The sequence below is a fragment of the Nonomuraea sp. NPDC049646 genome, from assembly GCF_044465525.1.
Lineage (GTDB): Bacteria > Actinomycetota > Actinomycetes > Streptosporangiales > Streptosporangiaceae > Nonomuraea.
This window is the reverse complement of the sequence record NZ_JBITLU010000016.1, coordinates 226,363-245,513: the sequence shown is the minus strand read 5'-3', so window position 1 is coordinate 245,513 and position 19,151 is coordinate 226,363. Positions and strand designations below refer to the sequence as shown.

Genomic DNA, 19,151 nt, shown 5'->3' with positions numbered 1-19,151 from the left:
AAGTGCATCGGCCCCGCAAGGTCGACCATGTTTCCTAGATCACCTGTCGCCTATGTCCTGGGACAGAAACGTCAGGCATCTCATGGGACTAGACAAATTGTCGTCGGCCCGAACAGGGTGGCGCGCGCATGCGGGCCTACATCGTCCTCTCCCTGCTGATCGGCGCTCGCACCGAAGAGCTGAGGGCACTTCTCTGGTCGCACGTCGTGGCGTACGACGAGGCCCGTGCATCCTGGCTGCCGGTGCCCCAGACCGGCTGGGAGCACGACGACTTCGCGGTCTACGTCTGGCGATCCGTACGGCGGAAAGGTGACACCAAGACCGTCACGTCTCGGCGATCACTCAAACTCCCCCGGCGTTGCGTGGAGGCGCTACGCCTGCTCAGAGAAGCCCAGGACGTCGCGCAGGAGAAGGCCGGCGACCGGTGGAAGGACACGGACCTCGTGTACTGCACACGCACGGGCACCCCCGTCACGGCGCACAACGTACGACGCGATTTCCGGAAGGTCGTGGAGGCGACAGGGCTCACCGGGCGGGAGTGGTCGCCTCGCGAGCTACGGCACAGCTTCGTGTCCGTGCTGTCAGACTCCGGCGTCCCCATCGAGGACATCTCGCGCCTCGTCGGGCACTCCAACACGGTGGTCACCGAGACCGTCTACCGGCATCAAATGCGGCCCGTGATCATGCAGGGAGCTGCGGCGATGGACAAGATCTTCGGGACTTAGTCCCTCACTTAGTCACTCAGACGCCGTTTTCAAGATCAGAGATTGTATATTTTCGCTGGTGGGCGGTACTGGGTTCGAACCAGTGACCCCTCGCTTGTAAGGAGCCAAGATTGGCTCAGCGGTAGTCCCGACCTGGAGCAGCTCAACGCGCCTCCCCACCTACCCGTAGCCGTCCGATCACAGCTAATGGCACGCTAATGGCACGGCGATCATGCCCCTCGGGCCTGCGTCCATGGCGCCTAACCAGCGCTTTCCCATCGCTCTCAGATCACTGAATGGCACGGGTATGGCACGCACGCGTACGCACGTACACGTTGTCCTGTGGTGCGTGTTGCGGTCACTGAGGGCAGCACCAACGGCGCCAGAACCAAGCCCGGTGATCAGCCACCTTGCTCAGTGGGCCAGGGCTGAGGAACGAAGCCCTGGACCTTCGATCGCCCCTAGCCACGAACGGCGACCAACCATGCCGTGGCGATCGTAGGGCTGCATTTGTGCGGCGGCGCGGCAACCCCCAACGGAGCGTTCGGTCCGTGCGGTGGGAGGGGCGTACGGCGGCCGGCCCGGTGTCCCGCCGCCGTCCGGGACCGGCCCCCAGGCCGCACGCCCGGACGGCGGGCGGGCGGAGGGCCGAGGGTACGGCGGCGCGCCGCGCCGCCACCTTGATCCTTATGAGAGCAATCCGGCAGTGTAGCTGCAAAGACCTTGACGTCCTAGGCCGACAGTTGTGGCGATCTACCAACATCTTTCTGCTATTGGCCGAGGGCCGTCATCGATGTACTCTGCGTAAGCCGTGTATCAAGCTTCGGGCCGTGTCGAGGTGTACGTGCGAGTTTCTGAGTATTTCTCCCTCAACGCAGATCAGCCGGTTCTAGATTTTATCGATGTGCATGTAACTGACGATACGCCCATATACCTCGACCCGGGAGCTATCCGTACACTGCCCGGCGATTGGGGGCGGGAGTGCGAGCGTCTGCTTACCACCTTCTTCGACAGTGTTCTCGACGCCGTAAAAATGGAAGATGATAAACGACTCCGATATCTCCTAAGTCGTCTCGGCGAGCCGAATGAAACACACCTCGGTTTCTCCAAGGGAAAGTCGCGGGGCAGAGGGCTAGGATCCCATCTTGGCAACCAGCTAGCAGATAAGCTGCGCGCCAGCAGGGCTGCCCAAACGGGTCTACTTTCGGACCTTGAGGATACCGAGCTGTTCATTGAGGGAATCGGCAATGACATAATCTCCGACATCACCACAAACATCATCCGAGGAATGCTCATCCGATACACTCAAGGCGTCGCTCGCCAGTATGGGATTCCTGTCACTTCCGTGCCCAGCGGGCCCGTCTGGGATCCACACCGCCTAGATTGGGAGGAGGATTTTGTGGATCTACCGGTTGTGACCGCATCCGGAAAGCTCCTCCTTATTCCGAAAGTTCTGGCACGCCACGGCATGCATCTTTCGCTAAAGGAATACTACAAGAACTACTTGACCCCGAAACTGCAGAGAGAAGAACTCGACAAGCCGAATAGTAAACTTGTACAGATACTGAAGAATGGAGAGCGCCGCGTAACTAAGTTGGACATCGAAAAGGAATACGGCAATTCGAAGGAATCTATTATCGACCTAAGCATTCCTCGCGCAGACGCTTTTCAGGAGTATAAGGCGCGCAAGAAAGATCTCCCATCGCGCCCTCTAGGGCATGCCGAAATTAGCCGTCTAACACAGACGGCGCGACCCGATTTCAACAAAATCCTTCAGACAGTATTGGATATCCCGGTAGGCCCAGAGCATGCGGACACATATCACCATGCCATCAAGGATCTTTTTTCTGCCGTTTTTTATCCATCTCTCAGTCAACCAGAGCCAGAATTTAAGATTCACGAAGGCCGAAAGCGTATCGATATTCAATATACAAACACCGCAACGAGCGGCTTTTTTGCATGGCTGATTCGTCACATGGTACCTTGCAAGTATATTTTTGTTGAATGTAAAAATTACGGCCAAGAAGTAGGAAATCCCGAACTCGACCAACTCTCATCTCGATTTTCCCCACTGCGAGGCAACGTGGGCATTTTGGCGTGCCGATCCTTTAAGAATAAGAACCTTTTCCTCAAACGATGTCGGGATACTGCTCTTGACCACCGCGGCAACGTCTTGGTCCTTGACGATTTGGATTTACAGGTACTAGTCCAAGACCTAATCAAGGCTCTCTCGCCAGAGGTGCCACCTGGGGTGGCGGCCGACGATTATCCTCTCCTGAAGAAACGCTTCGACGAACTACATACTTGATATCGATATGAGAAGCTGACAGCACTCATTTCATCGACAAGTCTATTAATCAAGAAGCTCTGGGCGACGGCTCGCGAGGGCGTGCCGTGCAGTCACAAAGCGTTCGTGGAATTCCGAGGCAAGCGCTTCTCGCCGGTAGCGCTGTCGCAGAACTCGGTCGAGATCCCCAGCGCGGTTAACGAGGTCGCTGAGGGATCGGCGGTCGATGTCGAAGGCCGTCATGCCCTGCTCTACCGCTGCGTCAAGGTCGCCACGTCGAGCGTGGATTATGCCAAGATCAATATGGGCATCTGCGACGCGCATGGGAGCGTTGCTGGTGCCGTCCGGGCGAGAGTGCATCTGGATGGTTTCGCGCGCGTGTTCTTCGGCGCGATCGTCGTCGGCGAGCCAGGTGTAACAGGTGGCGGCGTAGAAGACCCACTTGGCGTGGTCGAAAACGAAGTGATGGTCTGGGTGATCGGGCATGGGCAGACTGCTGAGGATTTCAGCTCCGCGAGTCAGAGCGCGGTCAGCTTCGCGGCGGTCTCCGATTCGAGCCAGGCCGCGCGCCTCTTGCAAGGTGAGTTGCACCATTGCGCTGCTGGTGCCGGCGACGGCCTGGCCCATTCGGGCGCTGGTGACGACGTCTTCGTAGCGGCCTTCGACCAGGGCGAACCAGGCGGACATCTCGTGTGCCCAGCCCATGAGTTCGCCGTGTCCGACCTGGCGGCCCATCTCGAACGCGGCGCGTCGGGCGGTCTCAGCCTCTTCCCTCTCCCCCAGGTCGTAGTGGACACAGCCCAACAGGGCGGTAAGCCATCCGGTGATCACGAGCAGTTCGCGATGCTGGTTCAAGGTGAGGCGTCCGGCAAGTAGGCGGTTGATCTGCGCCAAGCGCTTCTGGGTGCGATCCCTGAGCGTGCTTGCGGGCACGACGGGATAGGCGCGGCACAACAGATCGACGGCCTCGGCGAGAGCTTCCAGGGTGCCGGTTCCCACGTCGGATGCCTGGAGTTGTTGGGCGAGTTCCATCGTCCCGTAGAGATCGGCTTCGGCTCGTAGCGCGTCGGCTGGGATGACGCGAGCCTCGATGAGGCGGCTGTCGTTCTGCCTTCCCTGGAAGAACCCAAGTGCCTCTGGTTCCAGGCCAGTCAGTTGCGTCAGGGCGAGCCGGTACGGCGTGCGGGGCCATCGGACTTCGCCGGCCTCCCAGCGTCGGACGCGTTCCTCGTCGCAGGTTAGTCGTTCGGCGATGCCGATGGGGGTGGCGTTGATCTGGTCGGCCATCTGGGCGCGGGAAAGGTGCTTTTCGTTGCGCCAGGCGCGAAGGCGCACGTTCGGGATGTAGTCGGGCATCTGCGGGTCTTCCTCCCGGCTGGGGGCTCGAAAGGGGGAACAAGGGGGGCCGTTCAGGGGTCCTGCAGAAACGCGGTTGACGGTGGACTTGTCATCAAGCAACCACGGTACGTCACGCGGCCTCCCGCCACAGGGAACGCCGGATGAACAAGGAGATGGCGACGGTGACCCGGCCAGACGAGACAAGCAAGACGTCGTGCTGCCCCGCCTGCCGGGGACGCGGGATCAAGCTGCGTGACTCACGCCGTGCGCTCCTCATCGGCGACGACGACGGAGATCAGACCTTGAGTGAGGAGCGGGAGTGTCTCGACTGCCTCGGAAGCGGCCGGGCCGAAGGGAGCGTGAAATGAACTCGATCATTCAGGCGGTGGACACGGGCTTCACGCAAGGCCAGGACGAGGGCATCATGCTCGTCCGGCTGCGTGACCGTCTCACGGGCCTTGGCGTGAATGCCGAACTGCGCGACAACAACAGCGTGCTTCTGGTGCACAGGCCGGCGGGAGGGCTGCCGGTGTGGGTGTTCGTCGGGTACGGCGGCGCCTACTACTCCTGGCAGAGCGCCGAGAAGCGGCACCCGACCAGCGACCCGGAGGGCGCGGCGAACGTCCTGGCTGAGTACGTCGCCAGGTGATGACGGGCACGGCGAGGCAGACGTGACCCCTTCCGGAGGGGGTGAGGGTCATCATCCGGTCTCGCCGTGCCTCCCCCGGCAGGCAGTTGCAGTGGCGTCCCCCGCGGCACCCTTCCCAGCCCGGCCACTGCGCTGCCTGCCGGCTCTTTCATGTACGGCTCCCGCTTCGGCGAACCACGTGGACAGCCGGCGGCAAGCCGGATACGCTCAAACTTGGTAAAACAACCTGTCGGCTGTTGGACGGTCATGATGTCGCTAGAGTCCGTACCGCCTAAGTATGCGCAGCTTGTGCAGACTCTCCAGAGGCGCATCGAGGCGGGAGACTACCCGCCGGGCACACTGCTCCCCAGCGAGAACCAGCTCATCCAAGAGTTCGGCGTCTCCCGTCCCACCGTTGTCGCCGCCCTGCGCGTGCTGCGTGAGCAGGGGTGGATCGAGTCCCAGCAGGGCAAGGGCCGCTTCGTACGCGGCCGACCGGCGATGGCCTCCGTCGAGCAGAAGCGGCCAGGGCAGGCGTATCTGACCAAGCCGGAGACCGACGCCACGGGCGAGGTCGTCGAGGTGGGCGCGGTGACCACCCCCAATCGGATCAGCTCCCTGCTCGCTCTCCAGCCCAAGAGCAAGGCGTTCGTACGGCGGCGGCTGATCACGCGTGATGGCGAACCGACCGAGCTGGTGTCGCTCTGGCTGCCGTTGGAGCTCTCCGAAGGAACGGATCTCACCAGCGGGGAACCCCTGAGACAGGGCTTCCGGGAACACCTCCAGGCGCGCAAGGGTGTCCGCTTCGATCACATCGTGGAGCAGATCACCGCCCGCATGCCCTCGGCCGACGAGTCCAAGCAACTCGCGATGCCGAAGAACCAACCACTCCTGGCCGTCTTCGGCGCGGTACGAGACGCCTCCGGCCGGCCCCTCACCGTCGTGGAAGTCTTGCTTCCCGCCGACCGGCACGAGCTGGAAGACGCCTACCCGATCGCCTGAGGCGACGCCTACCCGCCTGGGCATTCATTGCCTCCACCGCTGTGCTCAATGCAATGGATGGACGGCGAGGGAGACGGTAGGGGGTTCAGCTTCGCCTGATGGGCCTGTACGGATCCTAGGACGAAGATCACGCATGCCGCTGCGACGACGCCGAAGATGCATGCGCCGACGCGCCTGTCAGTGAACAGGCAGATTCCTGTGGCGAGAACCGGGGACCCAGCGAAGATCCATGCGGCTGCGGTCAGCCATCCGCTCACGCTTGCCTGATCGACTTCGGGATGCGCCAGGCCGGCCCCAAGCGCCTGTATGAAGCAGAGCGGCGCCCCGAAAACCCAGATGAGCACTAACAGCCCGAGGGCGGTCCCGCTGATGACACCCGGCTCCGTTTCTACAGTCTCCACAATTGCGACTATTTCGTCCGATTTGCTGTGAATAAAGCACAGAGGATTCACGATTCCGCGCCGAAATTTCTCTTAGGCACTTGACCTAGCAAGTTTGCGCTGCGTAATCTCGGGACATCAACTTGATAGGTTAAGTGCCTGTCAGTCAAGAGAGGAAAGCTGTCATGGCTCTGCAAGGCCCCATCCCCGTCACCTTCGCCATGGTCTTCCCGCACGGCTGCTACATCGTCGGCGAGGTCGAGCCCGTCAAGGACTTCGACGCCTCCTCCGGCGGCCGGTTCGTGCAGGCCCGCGACAAGCAGACCGCAGAGCTGGTCTGGCAGGTCGCGGTCATGGACGGTGACCCGACCCTCAAGCCCGCCCAGAAGACGGTCGCGGTCAAGATCCTCGCGCCGGTTCAGCCGGTGCCCCCGCAGCCGATGCCGGGGCTGCCGTTCACGCCGGTCGAGTTCGACGGTATGTCCGTCACGCCATACGTCAACGCCGCCGGACGTCTCGCCTACTCGATCAAGGTCCGCGAGATGCACGCACCTCGCCATCTCAACCAGCCCGCCCAGAGCAAGGCTTCGGCCGGAAAGGACGCCGCCTGATGACCCGACGTCGTACCCCGCGCAACAGCGTGATCCGGCTGACCACCGGGCACGCCGCCCGCACCATGAACCACCCGTTCGCCCACCGTGAGCCCGTCCTGGCGCTCGACTTCGGCGCCACCTCCGTCCTGGTCACCACCAACGGACCCGTGACGGCGGAGGACCTGGAGTTCGCCCGCCAGCTCGCCCACGCGGCTCACCGCTTCGTCCGCTCGCTGGAGCGCAGCTTCTACGGCCTGCCGGACGGAGAAGGGGTCGCGGCATGACTCTCCGCCCCTACACCTACGTCACCCTGTCCATCCGGCCCGACTCCGAGCCGCACGTCCGGGTCTCCTTCTACACGCCGGGCCTCCGGGCCAGTGCCGGACTGCTGCTCGAAAGCCCGCGCCCGTACCTGGAGTTCACCTCGTCCGAGGCGAACGTACACATCTCCACGAGCGGAGCCGGGCCGGTCACCGATGCCGACCTGGCCACCGCCCGCGAAATCTTCACCGCCGCTGCCCGCTACCTGGCCGACTGCGAGCAGTTGCACGCCGAACAAACGGCCAACGACCAGGACGCCACCGACCCGGCGACCTGACATGAGGCGGGGCCGCTGGAAGCGGCAACTTCTGGCGGCCCCTCGGTTCTCCCCTGACTCCACATCACGAGAGGTACCCAGCTTATGTTCAAGCGGCTGCCTGGCGACGAGGCGCGCAACCTCGTCTCCACCACGCCCGACACGGCCGTCGTCTTCCGACCGGCCGTACTCAAGACACCCGCCATCGTCACCTTCCTCGTCTACATCTGGCGCTTCCTGTCCGCCCTCGTCCGCACGACGTGGCGGCATCCGGTCGCCGTCGCTGTACCGGTCACCTTGGGGCTCGCCTGGTACTGGTACGGCTGGCCCGCCACGGCATCCATGCTCGGCTTCGTCGTCCTGTCCCTGCTCTCCTGGGCCTTCACCGAGCCCGACTCCTTCTCCCGCCTCGTCGGGTTCCGCCTGCTGGCCTGGTGGCGGCTGATATCGGTCTACCGCCGACACTGGCAGCCCGTCATGGACGTCTCCGGCCTGGCCAGGCGCGTCAATGGACGCGTCTACATGCCGCGCCTCATGCACGTCACCTGCGACGGCTGGGCCGACCGCGTCATCGTCGGGATGCTCTCCGGTCAGGCGGTCAAGGACTGGTCCGACCGCACCGACAACCTCGCCCATGGCTTCGGCACCACCTCGTGCCGGGTCGCGCTCGTCAAGGGCGGCCGACTGCTCCTGACGTTCCCGCGCAGCGATCCACTGGCCGCGCCCATGCCCGCCCTTCCCATCCCGGACGAACCATCGGTCGGGCCGGTCGAGATCGGCAAGCAGGAGGACGGCCGGCCGCTCCGGCTCAAGGTCCACGGAACCCACGTCCTTGTCGCGGGCGCGACCGGGGCCGGCAAGGGCTCCTTCCTGTGGGACACGATCCGCGGCTTGCTCCCCGCGATGCGGGCGGGCCTGGCCGAAGTGTGGGCGCTGGATCCCAAGCTGATGGAGCTGTCCTTCGGCCGGGAGCTGTTCCAAGGCCGGTACGCCGCCGACCCGTCCGACTGCGCCGACCTGCTGGACGAGGTCGTCAGCGTCATGCAGAAGCGCGCGGCCCGCTTCGCCGGGCTCCAGCGGTCCCACGTCCCGACCGTCGAGGACCCATTCGTCCTGGTGCTCGTCGACGAGGTCGCGTTCCTGACCGCCTACCAGCCCGACAAGCAACTCCGGCAACGCATCTCGGCCGCGCTGGCCACCCTGGCGACCCAAGGGCGCTCGGTCGGCGTCGGCGTCATGGCCGCACTCCAGGACCCGCGCAAGGAAGTCATGAACATCCGCAACCTCTTCCCAGACAAGATCGCCCTCCGCCTCGACGAATCCGAACAGGTGGACATGGTCCTCGGCGACGGCGCACGCGACCGGGGCGCACTCGCCGACCACATCTCACCCATCCCCGAACAAGGGGCTGGCGTCGCCTACATGCGACTGGAGACCTCACCCGAACCGATCCGAGTCCGCGCCGCCTACGTCTCCGACGCCGACATCCGCGACATGGTCGCCTACTACCGGCAGGCCGCATGACTCTCACTCACCTGCTTGACGGCCTCCGCTGCGCCACCTGCCTCACCCTGAACGTTCTCCGCCTCGACCCGGTCCGCGCCCTGGTCGAGTGCACCGAGTGCGGCCAGAGCGCGCTCACCGCCACCGACCCCGACGAAGGGAGGACCGCATGACCCATGCGCACGACCGCGCACTCCCCCGAGCCATCCGCCAGGCCATGCCGATGGCCCGCGACGTACTCGTAGAAGTCGCCAAGCAACACGGCGTCTGCATCCGCCCCATCCCGCTCAAGCGCCTCGACACCATCACCGGCAAGTCCGAGATCATCGACGTACCGTGCGGCGCCACCCTCGACAGCAAGTGCCCGCCCTGCGCCAAGCGCAACAAGCAGCTCCGCAAGGCCCAGTGCCGCGAAGGCTGGCACCTCGACACCGAACCCGCCATCACACCCGACGCCCCAAACGAAGAACAGCGCTGGCTGGTGGAGTTCCGCGCCGACTACCAAGCCCAGCGCGACGCCGCTGAAAAGGCCGGCGACGACACCACCGAACTCGACGCGATCATCACCGGCCTGGACGAGGAGATCAACGCCGCAGGCATGCGCGGCAACATCCTCGACCATACGACCACCAAGCGCTCCCGCTCCACCAAGCGCCGCCAGGACGCGCCCGACCTGCCCAAGCGCAAGATGACCAACACCTCCCTTGGACGCACCTTCCAAGGCACAGACGGCAAGACCTACCGCCCGTCCCTGTTCGTCACGCTCACCTTGCCCTCGTACGGCAAGGTCCGCGACGGCGCCCCCATCGACCCCGACACCTACGACTACCGCCGTGCCGCACGGGACGCCCTGCACTTCTCCAAGCTCGTCGATCGCTTCGTGCAGAATCTGCGCCGCGTCGCGGGCTACGACGTGCAGTACTTCGCCTCTGTGGAGCCTCAGAAGCGGCTCGCCCCGCACCTGCACATGGCCATTCGTGGAACGCTCCCACGCGCCGAGATCAAGCAGATAGTCGCCGCCACCTACCACCAGGTCTGGTGGCCCCAAGCTGACGAAGTCATCTTCGACGGCGACCACCTGCCCATCTGGTACGAAGGGGCCGGCTACCTCAACCCGGCCACCGGCGAAGTCCTGCCCACCTGGGACGAAGCCCTCGACGCGCTCGACGACGACGCCGATCCCCTCCACGTCATCCGCTTCGGCGACCAAGTAGACGTCCAAGGCGTGCTCGCCGGCACCCCGGACGCCGACCAGTGCATCCGGTACCTGTCCAAGTACCTCACCAAGTCCATCGGCGACGCCCTCGACGGCGGCCAGGCCCAGCAACAGCACGCCACCCGCATGCTGGACGCCCTCCGCTACGAACCCTGCTCACCCACCTGCCCGAACTGGCTCTGCTACGGCATCCAACCCAAGAACGCCAAACCCGGCATGCTCCCCGGCCGTTGCCGCAGCAAGGCCCATAAGCCCGAACACCTCGGCTACGCCGGACGCCGCGTCCTCGTCTCCCGCAAGTGGAGCAACAAGACCCTCGCCGAACACAAGCAGGACCGCCGCACCTGGGTCTTGGAAGCCCTCGGCCAGACCAACGAGAGGCCCGACCCACACCGCTACGTCTGGCGCCCCCTCCCCGCCGGAGACGCCAACGTGCCACCACTCGCCGTCCGGCTCCTGCGCACCGTGGCCGAACGCCAACGCTGGCGAGCTCACCTCCGTGAGCTGGAAGCCAGAGCGGCCGGACAAGATCTTTCGGCAACGGACCTGAGAGGGGCGGCGTGATGGCGAACAAGCCAGGCAAGCGGCGCTTCGGCAGCATCCGCCAGCTCCCTTCCGGAAGGTTCCAGATCCGCTATCCGGGTCCGGACGGCAAGATCCGCATGGGAGAGACCACCTATGCCCGCGAACGCGACGCGGACAAGGCACTCGCGCTGATCGAGGCCAAGCTGACCACGGGCGAATGGACGGACCCACAGCGGGCCAAGATCAAGCTCGGCGGCTACGCGGACAAGTGGATCAACGAACGGACGAACCTGCGGCCCCGCACGGTCGAGATCTACAAGGGACTGCTCAAGCGCTACATCCTCCCCCACCTGGGCGGCGTGTCCGTGGGCAAGGTGGACACGGCCACCATCCGGGAATGGCGCGTCCTGTTGCTCGGCAGCGGTGTCGGCCAGTCCGAGGTGGCCAAGGCGTATCGCTTCCTGCGGGCCGTTCTCATGACGGCGGCGGACGATCAGATCATTCCGCGCAACCCGTGCCGCATCCGTGGTGCCGGCGAGGAGAAGCCCGAAGAGCGGCCCATCCTCACCGTGGCGAAGGTGTTCGAGCTGGCTGATCTGATGCCGACCCGCCTGCGCGCCCTGGTCCTCCTCGCCACCTTCGCCAGCCTGCGCTGGGGCGAGGTAGCGGCACTCCGGCGAATGGACCTGGACCTGAACGCCCAGACCGTCAGCGTTCGGCAACAGCACGTCGAACTCGACACCGGCGAACTCCTCGTCGGCCCGCCCAAGTCCCGCGCGGGCGTCCGTACGATCGCCATCCCGGAAGCGATCATCCCTGTGCTCCGCGAACATCTCGACGAGTTCACGGACACGGAAACAGACGCGCTGATCTTCACCGGGGCACGAGGCGGCATCCTCCGGCGCAGCAACTTCCGCCGGGCGGCCAAGTGGGACGCGAACACCAGGAAGATCGGCTTCCCTGGCCTGCACTTCCACGATCTTCGGCACACCGGAAACACGATCGCCGCCAGCTCCGGCGCGAGCCTCAAAGATCTCATGCAGCGCATGGGACACGACTCCGTCCGAGCCGCACTGATCTACCAGCACAGCACGGCGGAGGCCGACCGCAAGATCGCCGATGCCATGAACGCGAAGATCGAAAAGAGCCCTCGCACCGGCTAGTGGCACGCTAATGGCACGAAGCCCCGTTTCCATGATCGGAAACGGGGCTCTTCTCGCTGGTGGGCGGTACTGGGTTCGAACCAGTGACCCCTCGCTTGTAAGGCGAGTGCTCTACCGCTGAGCTAACCGCCCCCTGATCGGCACTAACCTTACGACACCAGAGGGGCCGATCGCACATTCACCGTCCAGCCGGGGCCCAGTTCGGGGCGGCCGGCGGCTCGCCAGCCCAGCAGGGCGGCGCCCAGCATGCCGGCGTCGACGCCCAGCGCGGCCGGGACGAGCGGAGGCGCGTCGCGGAAGGCCAGGCGCTTGACCAGGCGGGTACGTACAGGATCGAACAGGGCGGGACCGGCCTCGGCCAGGCCGCCGCCGAGGACGATCACCGACGGGTCCAGCAGCAGCGTGTACGTCGCCAGGGCGAGCGACAGGGCCTCCACGGCCTCGTCCCACACCTCGATGGCGATGGGGTCGTCGGAGGCGACCACCTGCTCGGCGCGTACGCCCTCCACGCCCGCGCGCAGGCTGTAGCGGCGGCCGACCGAGGCCGCCGAGGCGTACGTCTCCAGGCAGCCGAACTGGCCGCACGCGCACTGTTCGCCGTCGGGGAAGACGGGGGTGTGGCCGATCTCGCCGGCCCAGCCGGAGGAGCCGCCGTACGGGTCGCCGTTGATGATCGAGGCTCCGGCGATGCCGGTGCCGATGGGGAGGAAGAGGAAGTCGGAGACGCCTCTTCCGGCGCCGAGGATGCTCTCGGCCAGACCGCCCGTGCGGACGTCGTGGCCCAGCATGACGGGGATGTCCAGAGTGGTGAAGTTCGAGGCGGGGACGTCACGCCAGCCGAGGTTCGCCGCATAGAGAGCCGCGTTCTCGGACACCAGCCCGGGGACGGCCAGACCGACGCCTGCGGGTTCGCCGTCGCCGGAGGAGGCCAGGTGGCTGATGAAGTCTGAAATGGCGGACACGACCGCCTCAGGGCCCTCCGCGCGAGGAGTGTGGCGCCGCTCGCTCAGCAGCACCTCACCGGACTCGCTGACCAGGCCGCCCTTCATGGACGTGCCACCGACGTCGAGCGCGACGACGAACGAACTCATAGCGGACACGAAAGGAGACGATAGCGCAGGTCAGCAAATGTCTGAAAAGGCGCTTGAGAATCCCTCAGGTGGGAGGAGGGCGCCGCGCCGCGATCCGGGCCGACGACACCCGGGCCCTGAACTGGCGATCAGCCGCACACCGCCACGAAGCCGCACACCGCCGGGAGTTCGGGCTCAAGGTCGGTCCGGGCGGTCAGGCCCTGCCCAGCACCCGGTTCAGCGCCGCCTCGACCTCCGCCGACAACCCGGGCGGAGCCCCCGACCCCACGTACGCTCCCTGCTCCTCGAACCCCTTCGGCGCCCGGGCCTGCCGGACGGCGCCGCAGCCGCGGCACTCGATCTCCCCCAACCGGCAGATGAGCGCGGTGGACCCGCAGGTGGCGCAGGAGTCGAGATCGAGGTCGTGCAGCCGTTGACAGTCCGGGCAGATCAGCACCTGGGACTCGTTGCGCACCCCGCGCTGCCACGGGCTGGCGCCACGGACCGGGTCGGTCTGCCGGGCCCCGCATCGGTAGCAGGGCATCGTTCCCTCCGAGGTCAGGAAATGTCGGCGAGTGCCTTGACGTAGTCGGCGACGTCACGTGCCGAGGAGATCGGACTGATCACCGACCACCGGATCACGCCCTCGCCGTCGATGATGAAGGTCCCCCGACGCGCGAGCCCCTTCGCATCATCGAACACACCGTACGCCTGGGCGACCTGTCCATGTGGCCAGAAATCGGAGAGTAGGGCGAATCCGTAACCTTCCCGGTCGGACCAGGCACGCAAGGCGAACACGGAGTCGACCGACACGGCGAGCACCCGCGCGTCGAGAGGCTGGTCGCGCAGCGCGGTGAGCTCGCCCTCGCAGATCCCGCTGAAGGCAAGCGGATAGAAGACCAGCACGACCTTCTCGCCCCGGAACATGGACAGTCTCACCGGGGCGCCGTGCTGGTCCTGCAGCTCGAAATCCGGAGCCAGTGCGCCGACCTCGGCAGGATGTGCGTTCACAGCCACCATCCTGCCGTATCGGCCGGCCTCGGAAGTTTCCTAACGTCGGCCCTTCGGGGCGACGAGCCTGGTCCCGGACCAGTCGGGTGCGGCTGAGATGCTGCTGGTCTGCGAGAGACCCGCGGTAGCGGCATCCTCCCCGATGTCGCTCGGCTCCACGTGGCCATCGCGCCCGGCCTTGGGAGTCAGCAGCCAGATCTGGCCGGCTTCGGCGAGTGCTCGCATGGCGTCGCTGAGGGCGTCGAAGAGGTCCCCGTCGCCGTCGCGCCACCACAGCAGCACAACGTCGACGACGTCGTCACTCTCCTCGTCCAGCAGCTCGTTGCCGGTCAGGTCCTCGATGGAGTCGCGAAGCTCGTCGTCGACGTCCTCGTCCCAACCGATCTCCTGCACCACCTGACCCGGCTTGAGGCCGAGTCGTTCGGCCAGGCCGCGCTCGCCCTGCGCCTGACCCGCGGTCGCGCTCACGTTTATCCCTCCTGCTTGAGTGGCCCCGCTCTATGCGGTTTATCGCTTCGGCACAGTCCACACGCTGTGACCCTCAGTCGTCAACGGTCGCCACGGGTACGGCCGTAGTCGGCCAGAATCAATCTGACAAAAACGACAGGCGAACCTGGCGTTGCGTGTTGTCGACATTGAGGTCGACCAGCGCGACGGACTGCCATGTGCCCAACGCCATTCTCCCGCCCAGCACGGGGATCGTGGCGTACGGCGGGATCAGCGCGGGCATGACGTGTGACCTGCCGTGACCGCGCGAACCGTGGGCATGACGCCAGCGGTCGTCGGCCGGGAGCAGGTCACGCAGCGCGGCGATCAGGTCGTCGTCGCTGCCGGAGCCGAGCTCCAGCAGCGCCACGCCCGCGGTCGCGTGCGGCACGAAAACGTGCAACAGGCCGTCTTCTCCCTGCGCGCGCACGAATTCAGCGCATTCAGCGGTGATGTCGTGCACGGTCTCGCGTGAACCCGTGGCCACGGAGATGATTTCTGATCTCACAGGGAAATCCTACTGAGGCACAACGACCGCATCAGGGCCGGGAAAGACCAGCCCGGTGTGGCCGTCGTCGAACCGCACCATGTACGGAGGCCCGCCGTCCGTGCCGTGGACCTCGGTGATGACGCCGCTCCGGTCCCTTTCGCCGACGGTGTTGCCGTGCATCAGGAGCCGGTCTCCTGCCGTCGCATTCATACCTTCCACATTGGTACGGCGGACGGCCGAGGAAAAGAGCGGATCCCGGGGATGGCGATTTTTTGCCGGGTCTTCATAGGGGCCGGAAATGATGACCGAAATGTTACGCGGCACATGTGCGCGGTTTCGGCCGCCGCGACCCGGCTGTGCTCGTCGGATCACCTGACCACCACGACATAAGGGCTGGTCAGAGCCGGGACGGCGGGGTCGCGTCCGGCTCTGTCGCCTGATGGTTCCGATATGGCCTCATTTCGGCAGCGGCCCGGCCGAGAGCCGTTTGTGCACCGAGCGGAGGCAGCGGAGGCCCCGGTCGGATGGGCGGGGAAGGGCCAGCGCTGACAAGAGACACAAGGAGAGAGACCCCCACGGAGACGGAGACGCGGCTTCGAGCGGGGCCGACCGGCGGGGTCCGACTCCGCGTGCGCCGACCGGGCGCGGGCGGCCCGACCGGGCGCGGGCGGGCCTCGGGGGGTGCGAGCGCCTCAGGTGTGTGAGCGTGCGGTCTGTAATGGCGGCGGCCGGGTCTCGGATGCACTCCCGCCGGACAACCCCGGAGGGCGGTGGCCCCGCGAGGCCGTTCCGGAGCGCGTACAGAAGTAAAGAGAAGAGGTGTGCGCCTCGACACTCCCGCCGGGGACCGCCGCCCCGCCCGGCGCCACCGCAAAGACGGTGGCTAGACTCGCGCGGCGCGGCGCGGCGCGGCGCGGCGCGCCCGCCCCATCCGGACGAGGCACGGCCGAGGCGCGGACGGGGAACGGCCGAGACACGGACGGGGAACGCACGGGAACGGGTGAGGAGCGCCCGGTTCGGGGGAGGGTTGAGGGCGGAGGCCGACCCACCGGGCCAGCCCCCTAGGATTGGGGGGAAATTTCGTCCGTTTTCTAGTCTTGTTAAATTGCTCCACCGATGTAACCTTTGGTGGCGATTCGTCCTACCATCGGTGGTCTAGGCCACCAACATGGCCCTGCCAGCAGGGACGCTCTGGTTACCCGTCAGTAGAGATGCGTTTTCTACGACTAGCGACCAGGATGGAAGGCGACCCAGACCAGACTTCAGTCATTCTCGGAAGGCGAGACCCAGTGGCTTCCGGACGCCAGCGATTCTCGATCATCAGCGACGGCCTACCCAGCCAGCTGCCTGATGTCGACCCCAGTGAGACCAACGAGTGGCTCGAGTCTCTCGACAATGTCGTCAAGACCGAAGGCCGCACCAGAGCCCGCTACCTCATGCTCCGCATGCTGGAACGGGCCCGCGAGCACCAGGTCGGCGTGCCGGGCCTGCGCAGCACCGACTACATCAACACGATCCCGCCGGAGCGCGAGCCCTGGTTCCCGGGCGACGAGCACGTCGAGCGGCGCATCCGCGCCTACATCCGGTGGAACGCCGCGGTCATGGTGTCGCGGGCCAACGCCCGTACGAACGTGGGCGGCCACATCGCCACCTACGCCTCGGCGGCCTCGCTCTACGAGGTGGGCTTCAACCACTTCTTCCGCGGCAAGGACCACGGCGAGTCGGGCGACCAGGTGTTCTTCCAGGGCCACGCCGCGCCGGGCATCTACGCCCGCGCCTTCCTGGAGGGCCGCCTCAACGAGGCCCAGCTCGACGCGTTCCGGCAGGAGCTGTCGCACGGCTTCCGCGGCCTGCCCTCCTACCCGCACCCGCGGCTCATGCCCGACTTCTGGGAGTTCCCGACGGTCTCCATGGGCCTCGGCCCGATCGGCGCGATCTACCAGGCGCGGTTCAACCGCTACCTGCTCAACCGCCAGCTCAAGGACACCTCGCGCAGCCACGTGTGGGCCTTCCTCGGCGACGGCGAGATGGACGAGCCCGAGTCGCTCGGCGCGATCGGCCTGGCCGCCCGCGAGGAGCTGGACAACCTCACGTTCGTCATCAACTGCAACCTGCAGCGGCTCGACGGCCCGGTGCGCGGCAACGGCAAGATCATCCAGGAGCTGGAGTCGTACTTCCGCGGCGCCGGCTGGAACGTGATCAAGGTCGTGTGGGGCCGCGACTGGGACCCGCTGCTCGCGGCCGACGTCGACGGCGTGCTGGTCAACCAGATGAACACCACGCCCGACGGCCAGTTCCAGACCTACTCGGTCGAGACCGGCGGCTACATTCGCGACCACTTCTTCGGCGGCGACCCGCGTCTGCGCAAGATGGTCGAGCACCTGTCCGACGACGACATCCGCAAGCTGTCGCGCGGCGGCCACGACTACCGCAAGGTCTACGCGGCCTTCAAGGCGGCCCGCGAGCACGTCGGCCAGCCGACGGTGATCCTCGCCCAGACCATCAAGGGCTGGACGCTGGGCAAGGACTTCGAGGCGCGCAACGCCACCCACCAGATGAAGAAGCTCACCAAGGCCGAGCTGAAGGAGTTCCGCGACCGGCTCTACCTGCCGATCCCGGACTCGGCTCTGGAGGGCGAGCTGCCCCCGTACTTCCACCCGGGCGAGCACGACCCCGAGATCCAGTACATGAAGGAGCGCCGCGCGGCGCTCGGCGGGGTGCTGCCCAAGCGGGTCATGCGCGCCAAGCCGGTCAAGCTGCCCGGCGACGACGTCTACAGCCAGTTCCGCAAGGGCTCGGGCAAGCAGCAGGTCGCCACGACCATGGCGTTCGTGCGCCTGCTGAAGGACCTCATGCGCGACAAGGAGATCGGCCACCGGTTCGTGCCGATCATCCCCGACGAGGCCCGCACGTTCGGTCTCGACGCCATGTTCCCGACGGCCAAGATCTACTCGCCTCACGGGCAGACGTACGAGGCGGTCGACAGGGAGCTGCTGCTGTCGTACAAGGAGGCCGTGCAGGGGCAGATCCTGCACGAGGGCATCAGCGAGTCGGGCTCGATGGCCTCGACCATCGCGGCCGGCACCTCCTACGCCACGCACGGCGAGCACATGATCCCGGTCTACATCTTCTACTCGATGTTCGGGTGGCAGCGCACCGGCGACCAGATGTGGCAGATGGGCGACCAGATGGGCCGCGGCTTCCTGCTCGGCGCCACCGCCGGCCGCACCACGCTCAACGGCGAGGGCCTGCAGCACGAAGACGGCCACACGCCGCTCATCGCCTCGACGAACCCGGCCGCGGTCTCCTACGACCCGTCCTGGGCCTTCGAGGTCGCCCACATCGTCAAGGACGGCCTGCGCCGCATGTACGGCGAGCAGCCCGAGGACGTCTTCTACTACCTGACCGTCTACAACGAGCCCTACCTGCAGCCCGCGCAGCCGGCCGACCTCGACGTCGAGGGCCTGCTCAAGGGCCTGTACAAGTTCGCCGAGGGCCCGCAGACGCAGGGGCCGAAGGCCAACATCCTGGCCTCGGGCGTGGCGGGGCCGTGGGCCATGGAGGCCCAGCGCCTGCTGGCCGAGGAGTGGGGCGTGTCCGCCGACGTGTGGTCGGCGACGTCGTGGTCCGAGCTGCGGCGCGACGCGCTGGCGTGCGAGGAGCACAACCTGCTCAACCCCGACGCCGAGCAGCGCGTCCCGTACGTGACGCAGGTGCTCTCGCAGGCCGACGGCCCGTTCGTGGGCGTCAGCGACTACATGAAGGCGGTCCAGGACCAGATCGCGCAGTGGGTGCCGGGTGACTGGTCCTCGCTGGGCACCGACGGGTTCGGCCTGTCCGACACCCGCTCGGCGCTGCGCCGCCACTTCCACGTGGACGCCGCCTCGATCACGCTGGCCGTGCTCACCCGGCTGGTCAAGCGGGGCGAGCTCGACGGCGAGGTGCTGCGCGAGGCCATCGCCCGCTACCACCTGAAGAACGGCGTCACCGAAGCCGGCGGCGCGGAGAGCAACGACACCCAGTCGATGGGCGTCTGAGTCATCCGGAAGGCGCGCTCCCGCGAAGAACATTTCGCGGGAGCGCCGTCATGTCCGGGCCTCCGCTCCGTTTGACGGATGAGGCGGCACGTCCAGGAGGGGTACGTGCCGCCTCACCCAGGACCGCCTCACCCAGGACCG

General features: G+C 66.1%; 18 protein-coding genes, 1 tRNA gene and 1 pseudogene. 12 read left to right on the top strand and 8 right to left on the bottom strand.

The features are described from left to right. Nucleotides 1-125: 125 nt before the first annotated feature. Nucleotides 126-725 (top strand): annotated as a pseudogene (locus ACIBQ8_RS39135) (tyrosine-type recombinase/integrase); the annotation flags it as partial. An 823-nt stretch (nt 726-1,548) separates the two neighbouring features. After that, complete coding sequence (locus ACIBQ8_RS39130; protein ID WP_397194571.1) at nt 1,549-3,012, top strand: hypothetical protein; 1,464 nt, start codon at nt 1,549-1,551, stop codon at nt 3,010-3,012. Nucleotides 3,013-3,057: 45 nt separating this feature from the next. Here ACIBQ8_RS39130 and ACIBQ8_RS39125 read toward each other — a convergent pair whose 3' ends face one another. Then, on the bottom strand, nt 3,058-4,347 hold the full coding sequence (locus ACIBQ8_RS39125) for a hypothetical protein (protein ID WP_397194570.1): 1,290 nt from the start codon (nt 4,345-4,347) through the stop codon (nt 3,058-3,060). Between the two features lie 346 nt (nt 4,348-4,693). Here ACIBQ8_RS39125 and ACIBQ8_RS39120 point away from each other — a divergent pair, with 346 nt between their 5' ends. The 9 genes from ACIBQ8_RS39120 (at nt 4,694) to ACIBQ8_RS39080 (ending at nt 11,916) form a co-directional block, all read left to right on the top strand. Continuing rightward, the gene (locus ACIBQ8_RS39120) at nt 4,694-4,978 is read left to right on the top strand and encodes a hypothetical protein (RefSeq protein WP_397194569.1); all 285 of its coding nucleotides are present in this window, start codon (nt 4,694-4,696) and stop codon (nt 4,976-4,978) included. A gap of 288 nt (nt 4,979-5,266) precedes the next feature. Beyond that, complete coding sequence (locus ACIBQ8_RS39115) at nt 5,267-5,959, top strand: GntR family transcriptional regulator (protein WP_397194568.1); 693 nt, start codon at nt 5,267-5,269, stop codon at nt 5,957-5,959. A gap of 565 nt (nt 5,960-6,524) precedes the next feature. Next, complete coding sequence (locus ACIBQ8_RS39110) at nt 6,525-6,950, top strand: plasmid replication, integration and excision activator (protein ID WP_397194567.1); 426 nt, start codon at nt 6,525-6,527, stop codon at nt 6,948-6,950. After that, the gene (locus tag ACIBQ8_RS39105) at nt 6,950-7,216 is read left to right on the top strand and encodes a hypothetical protein (protein WP_397194566.1); all 267 of its coding nucleotides are present in this window, start codon (nt 6,950-6,952) and stop codon (nt 7,214-7,216) included. The genes ACIBQ8_RS39110 and ACIBQ8_RS39105 overlap by 1 nt, the downstream gene beginning before the upstream one ends. Continuing rightward, entirely contained in the window at nt 7,213-7,530 is a 318-nt protein-coding gene (locus ACIBQ8_RS39100) for a hypothetical protein (RefSeq protein ID WP_397194565.1), read from the top strand. The genes ACIBQ8_RS39105 and ACIBQ8_RS39100 overlap by 4 nt, the downstream gene beginning before the upstream one ends. 84 nt (nt 7,531-7,614) lie before the next feature. Beyond that, nucleotides 7,615-9,033 carry an FtsK/SpoIIIE domain-containing protein gene (locus ACIBQ8_RS39095; protein WP_397194564.1) on the top strand — a complete coding sequence of 473 codons (1,419 nt, stop codon included), beginning with the start codon at nt 7,615-7,617 and terminating at the stop codon, nt 9,031-9,033. Next, complete coding sequence (locus ACIBQ8_RS39090) at nt 9,030-9,185, top strand: hypothetical protein (protein ID WP_397194563.1); 156 nt, start codon at nt 9,030-9,032, stop codon at nt 9,183-9,185. The genes ACIBQ8_RS39095 and ACIBQ8_RS39090 overlap by 4 nt, the downstream gene beginning before the upstream one ends. Then, on the top strand, nt 9,182-10,792 hold the full coding sequence (locus ACIBQ8_RS39085) for a replication initiator (protein WP_397194562.1): 1,611 nt from the start codon (nt 9,182-9,184) through the stop codon (nt 10,790-10,792). The genes ACIBQ8_RS39090 and ACIBQ8_RS39085 overlap by 4 nt, the downstream gene beginning before the upstream one ends. After that, the gene (locus ACIBQ8_RS39080; protein WP_397194561.1) at nt 10,792-11,916 is read left to right on the top strand and encodes a tyrosine-type recombinase/integrase; all 1,125 of its coding nucleotides are present in this window, start codon (nt 10,792-10,794) and stop codon (nt 11,914-11,916) included. The genes ACIBQ8_RS39085 and ACIBQ8_RS39080 overlap by 1 nt, the downstream gene beginning before the upstream one ends. Nucleotides 11,917-11,973: 57 nt before the next feature. Here ACIBQ8_RS39080 and ACIBQ8_RS39075 read toward each other — a convergent pair. The 7 genes from ACIBQ8_RS39075 to ACIBQ8_RS39045 all read right to left on the bottom strand — a co-directional run bounded on the left by ACIBQ8_RS39075 (nt 11,974) and on the right by ACIBQ8_RS39045 (nt 15,345). Next, nucleotides 11,974-12,048: transfer RNA gene (locus ACIBQ8_RS39075), tRNA-Val, on the bottom strand. 17 nt (nt 12,049-12,065) lie between these two features. Then, entirely contained in the window at nt 12,066-13,007 is a 942-nt protein-coding gene (locus tag ACIBQ8_RS39070) for an ROK family protein (protein ID WP_397178003.1), read from the bottom strand. Between the two features lie 193 nt (nt 13,008-13,200). Then, nucleotides 13,201-13,530, bottom strand: coding sequence for a hypothetical protein (locus tag ACIBQ8_RS39065; RefSeq protein ID WP_352321053.1), 330 nt, complete (start codon nt 13,528-13,530; stop codon nt 13,201-13,203). Between the two features lie 14 nt (nt 13,531-13,544). Next, on the bottom strand, nt 13,545-14,006 hold the full coding sequence (locus ACIBQ8_RS39060) for a peroxiredoxin (protein WP_397178004.1): 462 nt from the start codon (nt 14,004-14,006) through the stop codon (nt 13,545-13,547). A 30-nt stretch (nt 14,007-14,036) separates the two neighbouring features. Beyond that, nucleotides 14,037-14,465: a DUF3052 domain-containing protein gene (locus tag ACIBQ8_RS39055; protein ID WP_352321051.1), complete on the bottom strand. Its 429-nt coding sequence runs from the start codon at nt 14,463-14,465 to the stop codon at nt 14,037-14,039. Nucleotides 14,466-14,583: 118 nt separating this feature from the next. Beyond that, a complete protein-coding gene (locus ACIBQ8_RS39050; RefSeq protein WP_397194560.1) occupies nt 14,584-14,991 on the bottom strand; it encodes a secondary thiamine-phosphate synthase enzyme YjbQ in 408 nt (135 codons plus the stop codon). 9 nt (nt 14,992-15,000) lie between these two features. After that, nucleotides 15,001-15,345 carry a DUF1918 domain-containing protein gene (locus tag ACIBQ8_RS39045; protein ID WP_397194559.1) on the bottom strand — a complete coding sequence of 115 codons (345 nt, stop codon included), beginning with the start codon at nt 15,343-15,345 and terminating at the stop codon, nt 15,001-15,003. A gap of 866 nt (nt 15,346-16,211) precedes the next feature. Between ACIBQ8_RS39045 and aceE the strand changes: the two genes are divergently transcribed. After that, on the top strand, nt 16,212-19,010 hold the full coding sequence (gene aceE, locus ACIBQ8_RS39040) for a pyruvate dehydrogenase (acetyl-transferring), homodimeric type (protein WP_397194558.1): 2,799 nt from the start codon (nt 16,212-16,214) through the stop codon (nt 19,008-19,010). Nucleotides 19,011-19,151: the final 141 nt, after the last annotated feature.

What these genes read in the sequence shown, in the direction of transcription:
- ACIBQ8_RS39125 (WP_397194570.1), bottom strand. Translation starts at nt 4,347, where the DNA reads ATGCCCGACTACATCCCGAACGTGCGCCTTCGCGCCTGGCGCAACGAA.
- ACIBQ8_RS39070 (WP_397178003.1), bottom strand. Translation starts at nt 13,007, where the DNA reads ATGAGTTCGTTCGTCGTCGCGCTCGACGTCGGTGGCACGTCCATGAAG.
- ACIBQ8_RS39085 (WP_397194562.1), top strand. Translation starts at nt 9,182, where the DNA reads ATGACCCATGCGCACGACCGCGCACTCCCCCGAGCCATCCGCCAGGCC.
- ACIBQ8_RS39060 (WP_397178004.1), bottom strand. Translation starts at nt 14,006, where the DNA reads ATGGTGGCTGTGAACGCACATCCTGCCGAGGTCGGCGCACTGGCTCCG.
- ACIBQ8_RS39105 (WP_397194566.1), top strand. Translation starts at nt 6,950, where the DNA reads ATGACCCGACGTCGTACCCCGCGCAACAGCGTGATCCGGCTGACCACC.
- ACIBQ8_RS39090 (WP_397194563.1), top strand. Translation starts at nt 9,030, where the DNA reads ATGACTCTCACTCACCTGCTTGACGGCCTCCGCTGCGCCACCTGCCTC.
- ACIBQ8_RS39110 (WP_397194567.1), top strand. Translation starts at nt 6,525, where the DNA reads ATGGCTCTGCAAGGCCCCATCCCCGTCACCTTCGCCATGGTCTTCCCG.
- ACIBQ8_RS39100 (WP_397194565.1), top strand. Translation starts at nt 7,213, where the DNA reads ATGACTCTCCGCCCCTACACCTACGTCACCCTGTCCATCCGGCCCGAC.
- ACIBQ8_RS39065 (WP_352321053.1), bottom strand. Translation starts at nt 13,530, where the DNA reads ATGCCCTGCTACCGATGCGGGGCCCGGCAGACCGACCCGGTCCGTGGC.
- ACIBQ8_RS39095 (WP_397194564.1), top strand. Translation starts at nt 7,615, where the DNA reads ATGTTCAAGCGGCTGCCTGGCGACGAGGCGCGCAACCTCGTCTCCACC.
- ACIBQ8_RS39080 (WP_397194561.1), top strand. Translation starts at nt 10,792, where the DNA reads ATGGCGAACAAGCCAGGCAAGCGGCGCTTCGGCAGCATCCGCCAGCTC.
- aceE (WP_397194558.1), top strand. Translation starts at nt 16,212, where the DNA reads ATGGAAGGCGACCCAGACCAGACTTCAGTCATTCTCGGAAGGCGAGAC.
- ACIBQ8_RS39120 (WP_397194569.1), top strand. Translation starts at nt 4,694, where the DNA reads ATGAACTCGATCATTCAGGCGGTGGACACGGGCTTCACGCAAGGCCAG.